Origin of the sequence: Vibrio profundi (genome assembly GCF_043642225.1) — a bacterium.
Taxonomy (GTDB): domain Bacteria; phylum Pseudomonadota; class Gammaproteobacteria; order Enterobacterales; family Vibrionaceae; genus Vibrio; species Vibrio profundi_A.
In genome coordinates this window covers 138726-155447 of sequence record NZ_JBHZSF010000013.1, presented here as the reverse complement: position 1 = coordinate 155447, position 16722 = coordinate 138726, and the positions used below count along the sequence as shown (strand labels likewise).

Genomic DNA, 16722 nt, shown 5'->3' with positions numbered 1-16722 from the left:
TCATAACAAATGCGCTACAAACAAAAAAGAGACCATGATAAGTTCATGGTCTCTTTAGGTTTTTAGCCTTTTAATGGTTACAAGTATCTAGAGCTTTAGTCATCATCCAGAGGAACAAGCTTAGTGTTTCCTCCATGTACCTTTTCTCGTTTACGTTGTACAAATGCATAGAAGCCAGGGATCAAGAATGTACCGGCGAGCAACACACACAGAAGGCCGCCAATCAGGGAAATACCCAGTGAGTTTTGGCTAACATGCCCTGCCCCTGCAGCAAAGATCAATGGGAAAATACCCAAAATAAACGACCAAGATGTCATGTTTACGGCTCGGAAACGTAGTGTACCGCCCTTAACCGCAGCCTCATCGATTGGTGCATCTTTGTCTTCACGCTCCACTTTCGCGAACTCTACAATCAAAATCGCGTTTTTCGCGGCTAGCGCTATCAAAAGTACTAAGCCAATTTGAGCGTACAAGTTAAGAGGTGTACCAGTCAGGTTGAGCGCAAGGAACGAACCTAACGTCGCTACCGGCACCACCAATATGATTGCCAATGGTATTGTCCAGCTTTCGTACTGGGCAACCATAAACAAATAAATGAAGATCAACGCGAGTGCGAATGCGAAAATCGCTTGGTTACCTGCCAACACTTCTTGGTAAGCCATACCAGTCCATTCATATTGGTAGCCTTGCGGCAGCACTTCTGCCGCTACGCGTTCCATTGCAGCAATCGCATCACCACTTGAGTACCCCGGTGCCGGTTGACCTTGAATGATGGTACTTCTGTACATGTTGTAGCGCCACGCCACATCAGGTTCAAAAATTTGCTCGTGACTTACCAACGTGCTCAATGGAATCATTTTTCCATCAGAAGAACGAACGTGGAATCGCTCTAAATCCGCAATGCTACTGCGGTGCTCACTATCAGCTTGCATGGTGACACGGTAGTTCTTACCAAACATAGTAAAATCGTTTACATATAACGAGCCCAAGTTTCCTTGTAATGTTTGGAAGATCGACGATAACGGCACGCCTAGCTGCTGCGCTTTTTCACGATCAATATCCACGTAATAATGAGGAACATTGGCGCGGAAAGTACTGAACGTATAAGCGATTTCAGGTTGTTTGTTTGCTTCCTGAATCACATCGTTCATCACCATTGCTAAATCGGTACGGCTACGGCCTAATGTGTCTTCTAGAACAAATTCAAAACCAGACGCTGCGCCCATCCCCGGAACCGCTGGTGGCCCCATTGCAAATACAATCGCTTGCGGCAGTTCAGTTGCTGCTCGGCCATTAATTCGTTGCGAGATAGCCTGCGCTGAGTGTTCACCATCCAATGCGTTACGCGTTTCCCAATCGTGTAGCTTGATGAACATCGACGCGCCATTCGAGGCCGAAGCGCCTGTCATGAATGCGTAGCCGTTTACCAGTGTCACACCATCAACGCCCGGTTCTTGCTCCACCATTTCCAATAGCTGCTCTGTCACTTCTTCGGTACGTGACAGTGAAGCCGCATCCGGAAGCTGGACGTTCACAAGCAAGATACCTTTATCTTCCTGCGGTACAAACGCGGTCGATGTGGTTTTCGCAAAGTAAGTCACTGCAGCTAACGCGACGAAGAAAAACGTGACAAGTAACACCGACTTTTTCACTAGGAATCCAGCAATCTGACCGTACTTCGACGTTACACGCTCTAGCCCACGGTTGAATGCTTGATACCAATTCGCGGTGTTGCCGCCACCTTGTTTAAGAACTAAAGAACACAAAGCTGGCGAAAGCGTTAATGCATTGATAGAAGAAATCACAACCGCAATACAAATCGTCAATGCAAACTGTCTATACATGATTCCGGTTATACCAGGAAGCATTGCTACCGGGATAAATACAGCCAGAAGTACTAACGTTGATGTGACAATTGGGCCCGTCACCTCTTTCATTGCAATTAATGTCGCCTTGCGAGGTGAGATTGTTGGATCTTTGGCCATCGTCGTATCGACGTTTTCTATCACGAGGATGGCATCATCCACCACGATACCAATCGCCAAAATCAAACCAAACAGGGTTACCGTATTAATCGTAAAACCTGTCGTTTGCATAATCGCAAATGTACCGATAAGCGAAACCGGTATCGCGACAACTGGAATCAACGTCGCTCTTGCACTACCCAAGAATAAATACGTCACCGCGATCACTAACAGAATCGCTTCGATCAGAGTCTTTACTACCCCCTTAATCGATTCTGCAACGAACAAGGTCGTGTCGTAACTGGTTTCATAGGCAAAACCTTCAGGGAAGTTCGCGCTCATTCTATCAAGTAGCGCCATTACCGCTTTGCCACTTTCTAGCGCATTCGCATCCGACTGAAGTGACAATGTCACGATTGAAGCATCTTGACCACGGTACTTGCCGTTTCCGTCGTAAAACTTCTTACCGAGTTCTACACGCGCCACATCTTTAAGGTAGACAGTAGAACCATCACTATTCGCTTTTAAAACGACATTCTCAAACTCTTCTGCCGTTTCCAAACGACCTTTAGTGACTAAATTAAACTGCACCTCTTGAGGGTTGTGATAAGGCGCAGCACCAACTCGACCAGCCGCGACTTGTACGTTTTGCTCGGCGAGTGCCCCATACACATCTGACGTAGTCAGGTTAAGGTTCGCCATTTTTTCAGGATCAAGCCAAACACGCATAGCGTATTCGCCGCCACCTAATACATTCACTTCACTGATGCCGGAGACACGGGCAAGCTGATCTTTAATGTTTAGGTTTACGTAGTTGATCAGGAACTGGTCATCGTATTTTCCGTTCGGAGAATAGAAGTTCAATACCATAAGCAAGTCAGGTGAACGCTTCTTCACCGTAACCCCAACCATTCTTACTTCCTGTGGAAGCTTCGATTCGATTTGGGAGACTCGGTTTTGTACATTAACCTGCGCCATATCAGGGTCGGTACCCACATCAAACGTTACGTTGAGGTTATACGAACCATCATTGGCACTCTTAGACGACATATACAGCATGTCTTCAACGCCATTGACCGAGGTTTCTATCGGATCGGCGATGGCCTGTTCTACTACCTCAGCACTGGCACCCGTGTAGTAAGCAGTGACGCTCACGGAAGGAGGGCTAATTTTGGGATACTCAGCTACAGGCAATATCGCTAACGAAATAGCGCCCGCAAGCGTTAATATAATAGAGATAACCAGCGCGAACTTTGGCCGCTGGATAAAGAAACGACTTAACATAATTACGCTCCTTACTCAGCAGAAGTGCTAGCAGAATCTTGCAAGCGTACAGGCATACCATTGCGAATACGCTGTAGACCTTGAGTGATGACCGTATCGTTTGAATCAAGCCCTGACTTGATGATGATGCCGCCTTCAACTTGAGCGCCCATATCAACATTTCGACGCTCGGCTACATTACCTTCTGCCATCACCATGACGTAATCCCCTTCTAAGTCGGTTTGTACCGCTCGACGAGGAATGCTCATCACTTCAATCGGTGTTTTTTCGCGTAGATTCACGCGTACGTGCTGCCCTGGTAGTAATTGCTGATGAGGGTTGCTCACGACCGCGCGCATCGCGAGTGTTCCGGTATTAAGATCAATACGATTGCCTAAAAAGTCCAGCTCGCCCAAATGTTCAAACGCACTACCATTTTCAAGTATGATCTGAACCTCTACGTTACTTGATTCACTTGAACCATTGCCTTCGATTTTGTCCATACCAAGCTCTAAACGTTCGCGTTCACTGATGCTAAACGATGTATGAATAGGATCTAGGCTAACTATGGTCGTTAGCACACCTGAAGACGGAGAGACTAAATCGCCTTGGCTCACTTTAGTGTCACTGATTCGCCCAGAAAAAGGCGCCAATATTTTAGTGTGCGATAGGTTAACTTCTGCAGAAATGAGCTGCGCTTTAGCGGCCTCTAACTGCGCTTCACCGCCTAATAAGGTTGCGGTTAAAGCATCAAATTCCGATTGAGAAATGCTGCCCTGAGGGAGCAAGCGTTCCCCACGCTTAAAGTCTAGCTCTGCTTTTTTGAGAGCAGCATTCGCTTGCGCCACTGCCGCTTTTGCGCTTGCAACTTGTGCTTCAAATGATGAAGGCTCTATTGTGTAAAGAAGCTGCCCTTCTTCAACCATTTGACCTTCTTCAAAGTGGCGGCCTTGTAAATAGCCAGACACTTGAGCCGTAATCGCAGTATCTTCTACCGCTTCAATGCGACCAATGTACGACTTACTTTGTTGATGGGAAATGACATTAACATCCTGTACTGCCACAAGTGGTAAAGGCGCTTGCTGGGATTGAGAGGCGTCCTCGCCACAACCCACAAGGATAATCGAGCTTGCAATTGCTGTCAGGATAAGCTTTTTACGCATGAATATACCGTCGCTTTTTAATATTAGAACAGCATAAAAGCTACGTAACATAAACCCTCTAAATGTCCGAGGAATATCAATTATTACACTAGGAATTGTTTCAAGCTGTAACATGAAACTTGGTGTTTATAAACTTCTTACAACCGACTAACAAATATCATGCAAAATAACGGTTTGGGGTTTTAGTCACGCTTGATATCGCCTACCATTGGGTAAGTTCACGCTACATCACTCAATCTATATTTAAGGTTACAAGCATGATTTCAAAATGGGCTAAACGTTTCTATCAGATGGCAGAACTGGTCGGCTCTTGGAGTAAAGACCCTTCAACTCAAGTTGGTGCCGTCATTACCAAACACAATCGTATTGTTTCAGTAGGGTTTAATGGCTACCCTCACGGTGTCTCTGACAGCGCCGATACAGATGATCGTGAAATGAAATACCTAAAAACACTGCATGCTGAAGAGAACGCAATCTTATTCGCGAAGCGAGATTTAGACGGCTGTGAGATTTGGGTGACTCACTTCCCATGTCCAAACTGCGCAGCAAAAATTATTCAAACCGGAATTTCATCAGTACATTGTCCAGAGCAAAGCGAAGATTTCCTGTCTCGTTGGGGCGACAAAATCAAAGTTAGCCAAAGTATGTTCGAGCAAGCTGGTGTAGCGGTTGATTGGTTACCCGTCTCCGAGTTGGATTAAACAAAAAAGCCGAGAGTTACTCCTCTCGGCTTTTTAATAAATGGATACTTTTGACTTATGCGTCTTCGCTTGGGGGGAATGCCAAAGCATAGGCTTCCATAAAGTCTTTTCTTATTTCTTGCTCTAAGTGTGACGCTTGCTCCGTTGGGCAAAAGATCATGTAATGAACAATCTGTTCACCCGTCGCGCCACTATTAATATGAATATGCGGCTCTGAGCCCGGTAAATCGACACCGGCATGTTTTTCTATTACGCTATTATAACGTCGAGCAACTTCAATAAAGTCTTCACAATGATGTTCAATTTTGGTCACAAGCTCAGGAAGTAGCGGATACAAATTGACGAAGTCTTTTACCGTAATCGAGAAGTTATGATAGACATAGCGCTTCATGAAGTTAAGGTTTTTCACTGGGTAAGTAAAAAACATGCTATTTGGCAATGTCGCGGTTTTTCCCGTGTAGTGATATTGCCCATGGTGAAGGTCAATTTCTTGAATCACCGTAGCCATCATATTGTGCTCGATCACTTCACCACATAACTTACCAACTTCAATCCAATCTCCAATCCGGAATGATCGTGAACTGGCACGCTGAATTGAGCCAGTAAAACACAAAATTATCTCTTTTGAAGCGACAACAATTGCGACTGCGATAGCGGTTACGGACAAGGCAAATTCACTGATTTCTGATTGCCACAACATAAATAATGTCAGGACAATAAGAGTGAAAGTGCCATTCTTTGTGCGCGACATCCACTTACGTTGATCTTCAGTTAGAAAAGCAACATCACCTCTGATACTTGAAATTGTAAGGCGTCGAATGACCAAAATGACGGTTACAATCAGCGCGCTAAAAAGAAATTTATGCGCGAATAAAAAATCTATTACAAGCCACAGCTTTTCCATTTCTACTCCAACGTATCGGGACTGCTAATTTGCGTTAGGGTATCACTGAATCTTGGCAGAAGTAATAAACTGACCAAAAGTTTCACACCAAATTACAACGGTATTGTACTGATTTAAATCGACATCCTGTGACAATGGCACATTGAATCGATCAAACGTTTTTACATCACCAACTTTTAGCATACTGGATTTATATTCGTTAAACGCGTCTTCCGTTTCGATGTATTGAGGCGACAAATATATTTTGTAATCTGGTCCAGGTGCGAGTTCACCTTCAAAGACAATGGCGCTTTCGCTCACTGAAACTGTACCCTCTCCCCAATGAAGAAAGTCGCTGTCTTTCCTGTCCTTAGTAAAAGTACCGGTGTATACGGCGTTCTTCATTTCAGTTTGTACAGATTGCAGTGATGGTGAATCAGGTTCAATAAGGATAGGTAGCGCGTAGACCCCTAACCCAAAACCAACGGCACCCACGCTAATGTGGGTGCAAAGTAATACGAATTTATTCATTGTTTACTCCCTTAATCGTTCTGGAAGTATTAATGAATACTTTCAGAATTACAAAGGGATAGTTAACAACTTGTTAGCTTCGGTATTGTTCGGCGGTTTTCTGAGCTAAAGTAACGATGACTTTTACCGACTGTTCCATTCCCTGCACGGTGATAAACTCGTGAATGCCATGGAAGTTATACCCGCCTGTAAACAAGTTAGGGCAAGGTAATCCCATAAAGGATAACCTCGCGCCATCGGTGCCGCCTCGAATAGGTTTTATCATTGGTTCAACATCGCACTCCACCATCGAGTTTTTTGCCAGTTCGATAATGTGCTGATGCGGTTCGACCATTTCTTTCATGTTGAAGTAACTGTCTGTCAGTACAAGTTCTACACTGCCTTTGTCTAACTTTGTATTGAGCTCATCGACTTTGGCTTTCATGTAGGCTTTTCTTGCTTCTACACCTTCTCGGTCAAAGTCACGAATGATATAACCAAGCTCAGTTCGAGCAACACCCATCTCTGCCGATTTTAAGTGATAAAACCCTTCGTAACCTTCGGTGCATTCTGGCGTTTCTTGTGCCGGCATCATCAATTGAAACTGGGCTGCAATGTTCATCGCATTGACCATTTTTCCTTTTGCCGTTCCAGGATGAACATTCACACCATGACAAATAACGTCCGCGCTCGTAGCATTAAAGTTCTCATATTCTAGCTCGCCTATTGGCCCACCATCTATTGTATACGCCCACTCTGCGCCAAACTTTTCAACGTCAAATAAGTCTGCACCTCGCCCAATTTCTTCATCGGGCGTAAAGCCAATACAAATTTCACCATGCTTAAGTTCCGGGTGCGCTTTTAAGTAGGCAATTGCAGAGACAATTTCAGCAATACCAGCTTTATTATCTGCCCCTAACAGGGTTGTGCCATCAGTTGTAATAACGTCATGTCCATGAAGCGAAGCTAGATCTTTGTATTGCTCTGGACATAACTTTTCGCCACTATCACCAAGCTGAATTACTCCGCCTTGGTAGTCGCTAATGATCTGCGGGCGGACATTTTTTCCAGATGCATCCGGTGCCGTATCCATGTGCGCAATAAAGCCAATAGGTGGCACTGGGTGATCCACATTAGATGGTAGTTTAGCCATCAAGTAGCCATTGCTGTCTAAACTCACATCCGTTAATCCTAACGCGCTAAGTTCTGATTTGAGGCTATCGGCAAACGTTAGCTGCCCCGATGAACTAGGGCATTGCTGATTACTAGGGTCTGATTGAGTATCAAAAGTGACATAACGAAGAAAACGTTCAACAAGCTTATCCATGATTCATCTCGCTTAAATAGGTGCATACGCCGGTCTACTTCTATGAACAATCGTTGTATGAGTAGTGCGGCCAGAGCGAATCATCTTACGCCGCTCATTTTCTACGTAATTGCTCTAAATCATTTTTATGCAACTTGGTAACTTTATCTATACTCGTAATCAAAGGGAGTAACGTCAGTATAATTAACACCGTGCGGATGACTGCTCATAACTTTGTCCAATTTCTACGCCCTATTTTCTCCACCTTATAAAGTGACAAAGTGGATGATGAATACACGTCAGTGTTCGAGCATGATGCATCCAAATTCACGTAAGGGTTCGTTATGACTATCAATAAATACTTCGTATTGGTTCCAAAAGATTGTGACAAACTGGAACAAAAAACAGATCACTCGCTGTCAGACAAAGAAACGCAAAGACAGCAAGCTGTCCAACAAGCTCAAAACAATGGCGGACTAACCGAGTAGCCACTGTTGATTCGGTAAGCCCGCTAGGTTCGGGCTTTTGCCTTTCTAAGATGTTCCCCACATTACCCTTCCCACTAACGCTGCTTTTGTGTTAATACTTTCTATTCATCAATCAAGCGAGTCGCCACTTTGTCCTCACTTTTCTGTATTGGCGATCTAATCTCATAGGGATCTTTTGAATGGAATTTTCTACATTAGGAAGCAGTGACGTTTCCGTTTCTCGTATCTGTCTAGGTAGCATGACTTGGGGTTTGCAAAACACACAGCAGCAAGCAGACGAACAAATTGAGTATGCATTGAGCCAAGGCATCAACTTTATTGATACCGCAGAAATGTATGCAGTTCCCCCCTCTCCTCAAACTTATGGTAAGACCGAAACGATCATCGGTGATTGGCTTTCAAGAAACCAAAACCGAAGACAAGAGATTGTTATCGCAACGAAAATTGCGGGCGCAGGACTGCCGTGGGTGCGTAATGGTGGGCCCATTACCGGAGAAGCCGTTATCGCCGCCGTAGACGCGTCTTTAAAGCGATTACAAACCGATTACATCGATTTATATCAATTGCATTGGCCTAACAGAACATCTCCGCATTTTAGTAAGCACTTCCCAAACCAATTCAAGTTTTCTGACATCAATGCTCAAGAACATGAAATGCAAATGCTGGATATTCTTCAAGGGCTTGCAGAGTGTGTAAAAACCGGAAAAATTCGCCACTGCGGCTTGTCTGACGATACCACTTGGGGGATCAACACCTACTTAAAGCTAAGCCAGAAACATGACCTACCAAGAATGGTGTCGATTCAAAATGAGTTCAGCCTACTCCACACCAAAGATTGGCCGTACTTAATTGAAAACTGCGTTCATGAAGATATTGCCTATTTGCCTTGGTCTCCTTTAGCGGCAGGAATGTTAAGCGGAAAATACATCGATGGAGCAAGGCCAGAAGGTTCGCGCTGGACATACATGCAACGAAATGGCATTTTCCGCGATACACCAACAGCGAACTCAGCAGTAAAAGAGTACGTGGACGTCGCAAAAGCACACGGATTTACCCCAAGCCAACTTGCTTTAGCATGGTGTAACCAAGTGGACGGCGTTACCTCTACGATTATTGGCGCAACGAGTATGGATCAATTGCGTGAAAACATTGCGGCGTTTTCAATGCCGCTATCTGAGCAAGCATTATCCGACACCATGCAGGTGTTTAAGCGCTATCCTGTTCCATATTAATCTCGTTCAGGCCCATTCAGTTTAAGTCATTCAGTAAAGGCGCACTATTTAGTGCGCTTTTGTTTCTTTGGTAGGTCGCTTTTGCTTTTTATATGGAGCGCATTGAGTTATCACGCTTTTGGTTATCTAACCTTTGCTCTATAATGCGCGGGCTTATATCTAGGATAAAAACATGATTTCAAAAAACCAATTAAAACTCCTTCGTGCTTTGGGCCAAAAGAAACAGCGTAAAGCCCACAGCCTGTTTCTAGTTCAAGGCGAAAAGAACGTTCTTGAGCTGTTCAATAGTGACTTAGTCGTGAAGAACGTCTTTGCTACTGCTGATTTCCTATCTGAAAATCACGCATCACTGATTGAGTTTGATTGTGTTGAAGCCTCGCTAGACGATCTGACCAAAGCGAGCACTTTGGTAAGCAACAATGCCGCAATTGCCGTGGTTGAGATCCCAAAGGTTGAATTACCAGAAGCGACAGGCTTGATGATTGCGCTGGATGGCGTTTCTGACCCGGGCAACCTAGGTACGATTATTCGCGTGGCAGACTGGTATGGCATCAAGCACATCGTTGCGAGCAGCGATTGCGCAGACCCATACAACCCTAAAACAATCAGTGCGACGATGGGTAGCTTTAGCCGAGTACACGTAAGCCAAACGGACTTACCAGCTTACCTAGAGCAAGCAAACCTGCCCGTTTACGGCGCGTTTTTAGAAGGCGAAAGCGTTCATAAGACTGACTTTACTGCGAACGGTATTTTGCTGATGGGTAGCGAGTCTCACGGTATTCGTGAACACGCAGCTAAGTTCGTGACAGACAAAATTACGATTCCAGCGTTCGGCGGTGCTGAATCTCTGAACGTCGCGATGGCGACAGGTATCATTCTTGACAACATGCGTCGTCAACATAGTTAGAGCTCATCCACTCACTGACTAACAGACAGTGTGCAGATATTAAAAAAGGCGTATTGATTAATTCAGTACGCCTTTTTATTTGAGTTCTTTTCACAATTACTTTTCTAGCATTGCCAGCTTATCAGGCACACCATTCCACTTTTCCGCATCATCCATCGCTGGTTTTACTTCTGTTTGCACAGGCCAAATCTCAGCAAGTTCTGCGTTCACTTCAATGAAGATCTTTTGATCTTCAGGTAGTTCGTCTTCTTGGAAGATCGCTTGAGCATCACATTCAGGTACACATAAACCACAATCGATACATTCGATTGGGTTAATTACCATGAAGTTTGGGCCTTCATGGAACGCATCTGCGGGACACACTGCCACACAGTCTGTGTATTTACATTGAATACAATTATCGCCTACGACAAATGCCATGATGCTCTGCTCTATAAGTTAGTCAAAATTGAAGAATGGGGATAATACTCATCCCAAAGCAAAATTCAACATCATACGACTCTAATATCGTGTCTAATTGCCGCATGCTTCCAAATTAGTATGACAGATAAATCAATTTCTCGTAAAATGCGCGCCATTGTGAGCTTATCGCTTCTCTCCAACATCAGCGTTTTCATCAAACTCTGCATCGACTAGAAGCGGTCTAGCTAAGACACCTATAAAAACGAGACATCTAAATGATACGTTTAACCGAAATTAAACTTCCACTGGACCACGAAGAGTCTGCCATTCAAGAAGCGATTGAAGCGAAGCTTGGCATCAACTCAGATCAGGTTATCTCTTTTAATATCTTTAAACGTGGCTACGATGCTCGTAAGAAATCGAAGATCCTCCTTATCTACACGCTGGACGTTCTCGTTGAAAACGAAGCTGAACTATTAGAAGCCTTCATTAGCGACCCACACGTAAAAGTGACTCCTGACATGGAGTACAAATTCGTAGCTAAAGCAGTTGAAAATCAAACTGAACGCCCTGTTGTTATCGGCTTTGGGCCTTGTGGTCTATTCGCTGGTCTAGTGCTGGCGCAAATGGGTTTCAACCCAATCATCGTTGAGCGCGGTAAAGAAGTACGTGAACGTACTAAAGATACCTTTGGTTTCTGGCGTAAGCGTACATTGAACACAGAATCAAACGTACAGTTTGGTGAAGGCGGTGCAGGTACATTCTCTGACGGTAAGCTATACAGCCAAGTTAAAGATCCAAAACACTACGGCCGTAAAGTAATCGAAGAGTTCGTTGCAGCTGGCGCACCAGAAGAAATCCTATACGTAAGTAAGCCGCACATCGGTACCTTCAAACTGGTTACCATGATCGAGAAAATGCGTGCATCTATCATTGAGCTAGGTGGCGAAATCCGCTTCAGCACTCGCGTAGATGACCTTCACATGGAAGATGGACAAATCACTGGTCTTACACTTTCTAACGGTGAAGAGATCAAGTCTCGCCACGTTGTACTGGCTGTTGGTCACAGTGCTCGTGACACATTTGAAATGCTGCATGACCGTGGCGTTTACATGGAAGCGAAACCCTTCTCTGTTGGTTTCCGTATCGAACACAAACAGTCAATGATTGATGAAGCTCGTTTTGGTAAGAACGCAGGCAACCCAATCCTAGGTGCCGCAGACTACAAACTGGTTCACCACTGTAAGAATGGCCGCACTGTATACAGCTTCTGTATGTGCCCAGGTGGCACTGTGGTTGCTGCAACCTCTGAAGAAGGCCGCGTTGTGACTAACGGTATGAGCCAATACTCACGTGCAGAACGTAACGCAAACAGTGCAATCGTTGTTGGTATCGACCCAGAACGCGATTACCCAGGTGACGCTCTTGCGGGCATCCGTTTACAACGTGAACTAGAAAGTGGCGCGTTTGTACTTGGTGGAGAGAACTACGACGCTCCAGCACAAAAAATCGGTGACTTCCTGAAAGGCCGCGACCCAAGTGCATTGGGCGATGTACAACCATCATTCACACCGGGTATCCACCTAACCGATATTTCAAAAGCGCTGCCTGAGTTTGCAATCGAAGCGATTCGTGAAGCTATTCCAGCATTCGAGAAGAAGATCAAAGGTTTCTCTACCCCAGATGGCCTACTAACAGGTGTTGAGACTCGTACCTCTTCTCCTGTATGTATCAAGCGTGGTAAAGACTTCCAAAGCATCAACCTGAAGGGCTTCTTCCCTGCAGGTGAAGGTGCGGGTTATGCAGGTGGTATCCTGTCTGCTGGTATCGACGGTATTAAAGTTGCGGAAGCACTTGCACTGTCTATGGCAGATCAGAACCAAGCAGAGAAGATTGAGATCGCTTAAGAGCTCGGTTAACGAACCAAAGCAAATATCAAAAAGGGCTCAATGAGCCCTTTTTTTAAATCTTAATATCAGTCTTTCTAGCGTAGCCGTTACTTTTCATCAGCCTCTAACTGCTTAGGGTTCCACTTCCCTTCATGAATCGCTGAATTGACGTCTCTTCTTGGTAGCCAACCCATGGTTTCAAGTTCTGGTTTATCTTTGAAGTGATCAACGTAGCCGATACACAGGTACGCCACAATATCGATGTTTTCTGGGATATCGAGGGCGTCTCGCAGTGTTGAGTCGTGGAGAATGCTCACCCAACCTAACCCAAGGTTTTCAGCTCTTGCTGCGAGCCACAAGTTTTGCACCGCACACACGGTGCTGTACAGATCCATCTCTTGTTTGATGGTTCTGCCTAAAACTACTTTTCCGGTTCGATTGCGATCGCAAGTCACGCAGATACCGATAGGTGATTCAACAATACCTTCCAACTTTAAGCGTTTATACATCGCCTGCTTTTCATCGGTAAACATTTCCGCTGATTCTGCATGGGCTTGATTGAAGCCAGCTTTAATCTTTTGCTTGGTTTCAATATCACGCACCACAATAAAGTCCCAAGGCTGCATAAAGCCGACACTCGGGGCATGATGTGCGGCCGTTAAAACACGCATCAATACATCTTCTGGGATCTCATCAGGAAGAAACTGACCACGCACATCTCGGCGAGAAAAGATCGTTTTATATACTGCGTCGCGTTCGTTTGGCGTAATTTCCATAGCTCCCTGTCTTATCGTCATCTTATTGAGGCGGTATTATCCAACTAAAGTGTGGATGTTACTAGCGGTACACAAGCAACATGGTAGAATGCCGCCATTAATCTTATCCTTGTATAAGATTGTTGAACCTTTCCATTGCTATTTAGCCAAATCATACCGAGAAACTTATGCCATTTTCCAAGCTTGGATTAAGCTCACCTATTGTTAAAGCCGTTGCAAAACAAGGCTACGAGAAGCCAACCTCTATTCAAGAAAAAGCAATTCCGATTGTGCTTTCTGGTAAGAACCTTATTGCGGCAGCACAAACAGGTACAGGTAAAACTGCGAGCTTTGTTCTCCCTATCTTAGAGATGCTAAGTAAAGGTGAAACTCAACGTAAGAAACGCATCCGTGCTGTGATCCTTACACCAACGCGTGAGTTGGCGGTACAGGTTGAACAAAACATCAAGAAGTACGCGAAGTTTTTAAACCTAACGTCTTTAGCAATGTACGGTGGTGTCTCTTACCAACATCAAAAAGACCGCCTGATTGAAGGCGTTGATATCCTAGTGGCGACACCAGGGCGATTGATCGACATGTACGGACAGCGCGCGGTTCACTTTGATGAAGTTGAAGTGTTAGTACTGGATGAAGCAGACCGTATGCTAGACATGGGCTTCATCGAAGACATCAACAAGATCATCGCTCGCTTACCGCAAGATGTGCAAAACCTGCTGTTCTCAGCAACCCTTTCGACACCAGTACGTGCACTAGCGAAAAGTGCAATCAGTGACGCTGAAGAGATTTCAATTGCCAAGACAGACGCTTCGAAAGCGAACATTGAGCAATGGCTAGTAACAGTAGATAAAGACCGTAAATCGGCACTACTGAGCCACATGATTACTGAAGGTAACTGGGATCAAGCGCTTATCTTCATCGAAACCAAGCATGGTGCAGCAAAATTGGTTGCTCAACTTGAGAAACGTGGCATTCAAGCTGAAGCGTTCCACAGTGGACGTAGCCAAGCGATTCGTGAAAAGATCTTAGCGGACTTTAAGAAAGGTCACCTTAAGTTCCTAGTGGCAACGGGCGTTGCTGCACGTGGTATTGATATCGATAACCTACCACGCGTTGTTAACTACGATATGCCTTTCCCAGCAGACGACTACGTTCACCGTATTGGTCGTACAGGCCGTGCTGATGCAACAGGTGAAGCGATCTCTTTCTTATCAAAAGACAACTTCAAGAACCTATGCATTATTGAGAAGCGCCTTGGTCACTTGATTGAACGCCGCGTGGTTGAAGGTTTTGAACCACGCAAAGAAGTCCCGATTTCGGTGCTGAACTTTGTTCCTAAGAAGAAAAGAGAACAGCAAGAAAAAGAAGGCAAGTAATTAGCCGAGCTTGAATTCAAGCCAAAACGTATTGCCAAATTATGACAAAACGAAGCCAACTAAGGCTTCGTTTTGTTCTTTACACCAGTGAGAGTTCGAGGGAAGCCAATGATCACCCCAATTGCAACACGATTAACCCGTGGCCAAGACTTAAAGCTTGAGCTACAAAAGTTAGTGACTAAACATAACGTCGCTGCGGGCTCTATTGCATCTTGTGTGGGCTGCGTTTCCCAACTCAATATTCGCTTGGCAAACGCAAACCACACAAAGTTAATTCAAGCGCCGTTCGAAATCGTGTCTGTCATGGCAACGCTAACGCCCAACCACCAGCACGTTCATATATCCGTTGCTGATGAGAATGGCGATTTGATTGGTGGTCATTTACTTGAAGGAACCATCATCGCTACCACCGCAGAATTGATTGTTCATCGCTACGATACCTTGACCTTCAGCAGAGAGCATGACGATTCGACAGGTTACACTGAGCTCACTATCAGTGATAACCCACAATAAGCTAGCCACACCGGCGGCAATACCAACGCTTATATAAAGCGATACAGATAAACAGTTATTAGGAAACACCATGGCTCCACACTCCGCAGACTCAGTTATCGTTCTCGATTTCGAAACCACTGGCTTGTCCCCGAATATGGGCGATCGAGCAATAGAAATTGGTGCCGTGAAACTCGTTAACGGCGAAGTGGTCGACACCTTTCAACAGCTCATGAACCCTGGATTTCGCGTGAGTGGGTTCATTGAGGGTTATACCGGAATCACGAATCGTATGTTAAGCACTGCTGCTAGCTGTGGAGAAGTGATGGGTGAATTTGCAAACTTCATTCAAGACAGCCAATTAGTCGCTCACAATGCTTCATTTGATAAGCGCTTTCTTGATGCAGAGTTAGATAATATTGGTCGTGATTACAATGGACAATTTGCATGCTCAATGCTGATCGCTCGCCGCCTTATCCAAGACGCACCCACTCATAAGTTAGGGGACTTGGTCCGTTACAAAAATATTGATAATGACGGCACTTTTCACCGTGCATTAGCCGATTCAGAAATGACAGCAAACCTGTGGTTGCTGATGCTTGAAGAGCTCAATACAAAGCATGGAATACAGCAACCAAGCTTTGCTCTCATGCAGAAGATAGCTAAAACCAGCAAAAGTGCTGTTTCAGCGTTACTCTCAAAACAACGCTAATCTTTCCCTCTCATAGGGGCATTAGGCATTTTGAAAGTCAAATTAGAAAATGCCCCTAATCACATGTAACAACTACAGTTTAATTAATAATTTTCAACAACTTAGAAAGTTACGAGCTATGGTCTAAGTTTTGCTTACCCTATATAACCGATAACAGTTATGGGGTGCAAACATGCAAAATTTCGTAAAACCCGCTTTCAAGTCCGCGATATTCACCCCCATTTTTCTTTGGCTCATAAGTTGTGGAGGAGAAGATTCTGGGTCCAGTAGCTCTGCGAGCCCCCCTGCAAGTACGCCAGAACCTACACAAGAAGCAATAGAACAGCTTGCGACGGAATCCATTGAGCAACTATCAGTATCTGAGTCGTTTACTTTCGAAACAACTCGTTCGGTAAAACTAAGTCTTTCATTCCCAGAGATTCAGCACTCCATTCCTATATCCGTTTATTTAGAGAAGCCTATCAATGCAGCATCAAACTCTCAGCTGATTGAAACTGGTGAAATAATCAAAGGAAATCAATTTCGGACTCGGGTCGTCATCCCTACTTCCATAGAATCCCTTTGGGTCACCGTTAACGAAAACTATAACGAGACTGTGGAACTCGAACTCAATGAATCAAATAGAGTCACCTACGCATTTTAATGTTCTAACTGTTCGCTA

The 16722-nt window shown here is 44.8% G+C and carries 16 protein-coding genes; 9 read left to right on the top strand and 7 right to left on the bottom strand.

All coding sequences use genetic code 11. The features are described 5' to 3' along the window. Positions 1 to 95: 95 nt before the first annotated feature. On the bottom strand, positions 96 to 3248 hold the full coding sequence (locus tag ACHUFI_RS18010; protein WP_394251620.1) for an efflux RND transporter permease subunit: 3153 nt from the start codon (positions 3246 to 3248) through the stop codon (positions 96 to 98). An 11-nt stretch (positions 3249 to 3259) separates the two neighbouring features. Then, the gene (locus ACHUFI_RS18005) at positions 3260 to 4390 is read right to left on the bottom strand and encodes an efflux RND transporter periplasmic adaptor subunit (RefSeq protein ID WP_394251618.1); all 1131 of its coding nucleotides are present in this window, start codon (positions 4388 to 4390) and stop codon (positions 3260 to 3262) included. A 257-nt stretch (positions 4391 to 4647) separates the two neighbouring features. Between ACHUFI_RS18005 and ACHUFI_RS18000 the strand changes: the two genes are divergently transcribed. Continuing rightward, on the top strand, positions 4648 to 5091 hold the full coding sequence (locus tag ACHUFI_RS18000) for a dCMP deaminase family protein (protein WP_394251616.1): 444 nt from the start codon (positions 4648 to 4650) through the stop codon (positions 5089 to 5091). A gap of 55 nt (positions 5092 to 5146) precedes the next feature. On the opposite strand, the gene ACHUFI_RS17995 is transcribed toward ACHUFI_RS18000, so the two are convergent. The 3 genes from ACHUFI_RS17995 to pepT all read right to left on the bottom strand — a co-directional run bounded on the left by ACHUFI_RS17995 (position 5147) and on the right by pepT (position 7811). After that, positions 5147 to 5995, bottom strand: coding sequence for a mechanosensitive ion channel family protein (locus ACHUFI_RS17995; RefSeq protein ID WP_394251614.1), 849 nt, complete (start codon positions 5993 to 5995; stop codon positions 5147 to 5149). Between the two features lie 42 nt (positions 5996 to 6037). After that, the gene (locus tag ACHUFI_RS17990) at positions 6038 to 6505 is read right to left on the bottom strand and encodes a DM13 domain-containing protein (protein WP_394251612.1); all 468 of its coding nucleotides are present in this window, start codon (positions 6503 to 6505) and stop codon (positions 6038 to 6040) included. A gap of 73 nt (positions 6506 to 6578) precedes the next feature. Beyond that, complete coding sequence (pepT, locus tag ACHUFI_RS17985) at positions 6579 to 7811, bottom strand: peptidase T (RefSeq protein ID WP_394251610.1); 1233 nt, start codon at positions 7809 to 7811, stop codon at positions 6579 to 6581. A gap of 323 nt (positions 7812 to 8134) precedes the next feature. Between pepT and ACHUFI_RS17980 the strand changes: the two genes are divergently transcribed. The 3 genes from ACHUFI_RS17980 (at position 8135) to ACHUFI_RS17970 (ending at position 10417) form a co-directional block, all read left to right on the top strand. Further along, a complete protein-coding gene (locus tag ACHUFI_RS17980; RefSeq protein ID WP_394251608.1) occupies positions 8135 to 8278 on the top strand; it encodes a hypothetical protein in 144 nt (47 codons plus the stop codon). Between the two features lie 179 nt (positions 8279 to 8457). Further along, entirely contained in the window at positions 8458 to 9510 is a 1053-nt protein-coding gene (locus tag ACHUFI_RS17975) for an aldo/keto reductase (RefSeq protein ID WP_394251606.1), read from the top strand. Positions 9511 to 9682: 172 nt separating this feature from the next. Beyond that, positions 9683 to 10417, top strand: coding sequence for an RNA methyltransferase (locus ACHUFI_RS17970; protein ID WP_394251604.1), 735 nt, complete (start codon positions 9683 to 9685; stop codon positions 10415 to 10417). 96 nt (positions 10418 to 10513) lie between these two features. Here the strand turns inward: ACHUFI_RS17970 and fdxA are convergent, their stop codons facing one another. Beyond that, entirely contained in the window at positions 10514 to 10837 is a 324-nt protein-coding gene (gene fdxA / locus ACHUFI_RS17965; protein WP_004737806.1) for a ferredoxin FdxA, read from the bottom strand. Between the two features lie 257 nt (positions 10838 to 11094). On the opposite strand from fdxA, the gene ACHUFI_RS17960 reads away from it, so the two are divergent. Continuing rightward, on the top strand, positions 11095 to 12726 hold the full coding sequence (locus ACHUFI_RS17960) for an NAD(P)/FAD-dependent oxidoreductase (RefSeq protein ID WP_394251602.1): 1632 nt from the start codon (positions 11095 to 11097) through the stop codon (positions 12724 to 12726). A gap of 89 nt (positions 12727 to 12815) precedes the next feature. Here ACHUFI_RS17960 and bluB read toward each other — a convergent pair whose 3' ends face one another. After that, the gene (gene bluB, locus ACHUFI_RS17955) at positions 12816 to 13484 is read right to left on the bottom strand and encodes a 5,6-dimethylbenzimidazole synthase (RefSeq protein WP_394251600.1); all 669 of its coding nucleotides are present in this window, start codon (positions 13482 to 13484) and stop codon (positions 12816 to 12818) included. A 167-nt stretch (positions 13485 to 13651) separates the two neighbouring features. Between bluB and ACHUFI_RS17950 the strand changes: the two genes are divergently transcribed. The 4 genes from ACHUFI_RS17950 to ACHUFI_RS17935 all read left to right on the top strand — a co-directional run bounded on the left by ACHUFI_RS17950 (position 13652) and on the right by ACHUFI_RS17935 (position 16704). Then, positions 13652 to 14857: a DEAD/DEAH box helicase gene (locus ACHUFI_RS17950; RefSeq protein WP_008215597.1), complete on the top strand. Its 1206-nt coding sequence runs from the start codon at positions 13652 to 13654 to the stop codon at positions 14855 to 14857. 108 nt (positions 14858 to 14965) lie between these two features. Beyond that, positions 14966 to 15370, top strand: a complete 405-nt coding sequence (locus tag ACHUFI_RS17945) for a PPC domain-containing DNA-binding protein (protein WP_394251598.1) — start codon at positions 14966 to 14968, stop codon at positions 15368 to 15370. Positions 15371 to 15440: 70 nt separating this feature from the next. Continuing rightward, positions 15441 to 16061: a 3'-5' exonuclease gene (locus tag ACHUFI_RS17940; protein ID WP_394251596.1), complete on the top strand. Its 621-nt coding sequence runs from the start codon at positions 15441 to 15443 to the stop codon at positions 16059 to 16061. 172 nt (positions 16062 to 16233) lie between these two features. After that, positions 16234 to 16704, top strand: coding sequence for a hypothetical protein (locus ACHUFI_RS17935; RefSeq protein WP_394251594.1), 471 nt, complete (start codon positions 16234 to 16236; stop codon positions 16702 to 16704). Positions 16705 to 16722 lie beyond the last annotated feature (18 nt).

Excerpts from the sequence above, each read along its gene's own strand:
- ACHUFI_RS18010 (WP_394251620.1), bottom strand. The coding sequence starts at position 3,248 with ATGTTAAGTCGTTTCTTTATCCAGCGGCCAAAGTTCGCGCTGGTTATC.
- ACHUFI_RS18005 (WP_394251618.1), bottom strand. The coding sequence starts at position 4,390 with ATGCGTAAAAAGCTTATCCTGACAGCAATTGCAAGCTCGATTATCCTT.
- ACHUFI_RS18000 (WP_394251616.1), top strand. The coding sequence starts at position 4,648 with ATGATTTCAAAATGGGCTAAACGTTTCTATCAGATGGCAGAACTGGTC.
- ACHUFI_RS17995 (WP_394251614.1), bottom strand. The coding sequence starts at position 5,995 with ATGGAAAAGCTGTGGCTTGTAATAGATTTTTTATTCGCGCATAAATTT.
- ACHUFI_RS17990 (WP_394251612.1), bottom strand. The coding sequence starts at position 6,505 with ATGAATAAATTCGTATTACTTTGCACCCACATTAGCGTGGGTGCCGTT.
- pepT (WP_394251610.1), bottom strand. The coding sequence starts at position 7,811 with ATGGATAAGCTTGTTGAACGTTTTCTTCGTTATGTCACTTTTGATACT.
- ACHUFI_RS17980 (WP_394251608.1), top strand. The coding sequence starts at position 8,135 with ATGACTATCAATAAATACTTCGTATTGGTTCCAAAAGATTGTGACAAA.
- ACHUFI_RS17975 (WP_394251606.1), top strand. The coding sequence starts at position 8,458 with ATGGAATTTTCTACATTAGGAAGCAGTGACGTTTCCGTTTCTCGTATC.
- ACHUFI_RS17970 (WP_394251604.1), top strand. The coding sequence starts at position 9,683 with ATGATTTCAAAAAACCAATTAAAACTCCTTCGTGCTTTGGGCCAAAAG.
- fdxA (WP_004737806.1), bottom strand. The coding sequence starts at position 10,837 with ATGGCATTTGTCGTAGGCGATAATTGTATTCAATGTAAATACACAGAC.
- ACHUFI_RS17960 (WP_394251602.1), top strand. The coding sequence starts at position 11,095 with ATGATACGTTTAACCGAAATTAAACTTCCACTGGACCACGAAGAGTCT.
- bluB (WP_394251600.1), bottom strand. The coding sequence starts at position 13,484 with ATGGAAATTACGCCAAACGAACGCGACGCAGTATATAAAACGATCTTT.
- ACHUFI_RS17950 (WP_008215597.1), top strand. The coding sequence starts at position 13,652 with ATGCCATTTTCCAAGCTTGGATTAAGCTCACCTATTGTTAAAGCCGTT.
- ACHUFI_RS17945 (WP_394251598.1), top strand. The coding sequence starts at position 14,966 with ATGATCACCCCAATTGCAACACGATTAACCCGTGGCCAAGACTTAAAG.
- ACHUFI_RS17940 (WP_394251596.1), top strand. The coding sequence starts at position 15,441 with ATGGCTCCACACTCCGCAGACTCAGTTATCGTTCTCGATTTCGAAACC.
- ACHUFI_RS17935 (WP_394251594.1), top strand. The coding sequence starts at position 16,234 with ATGCAAAATTTCGTAAAACCCGCTTTCAAGTCCGCGATATTCACCCCC.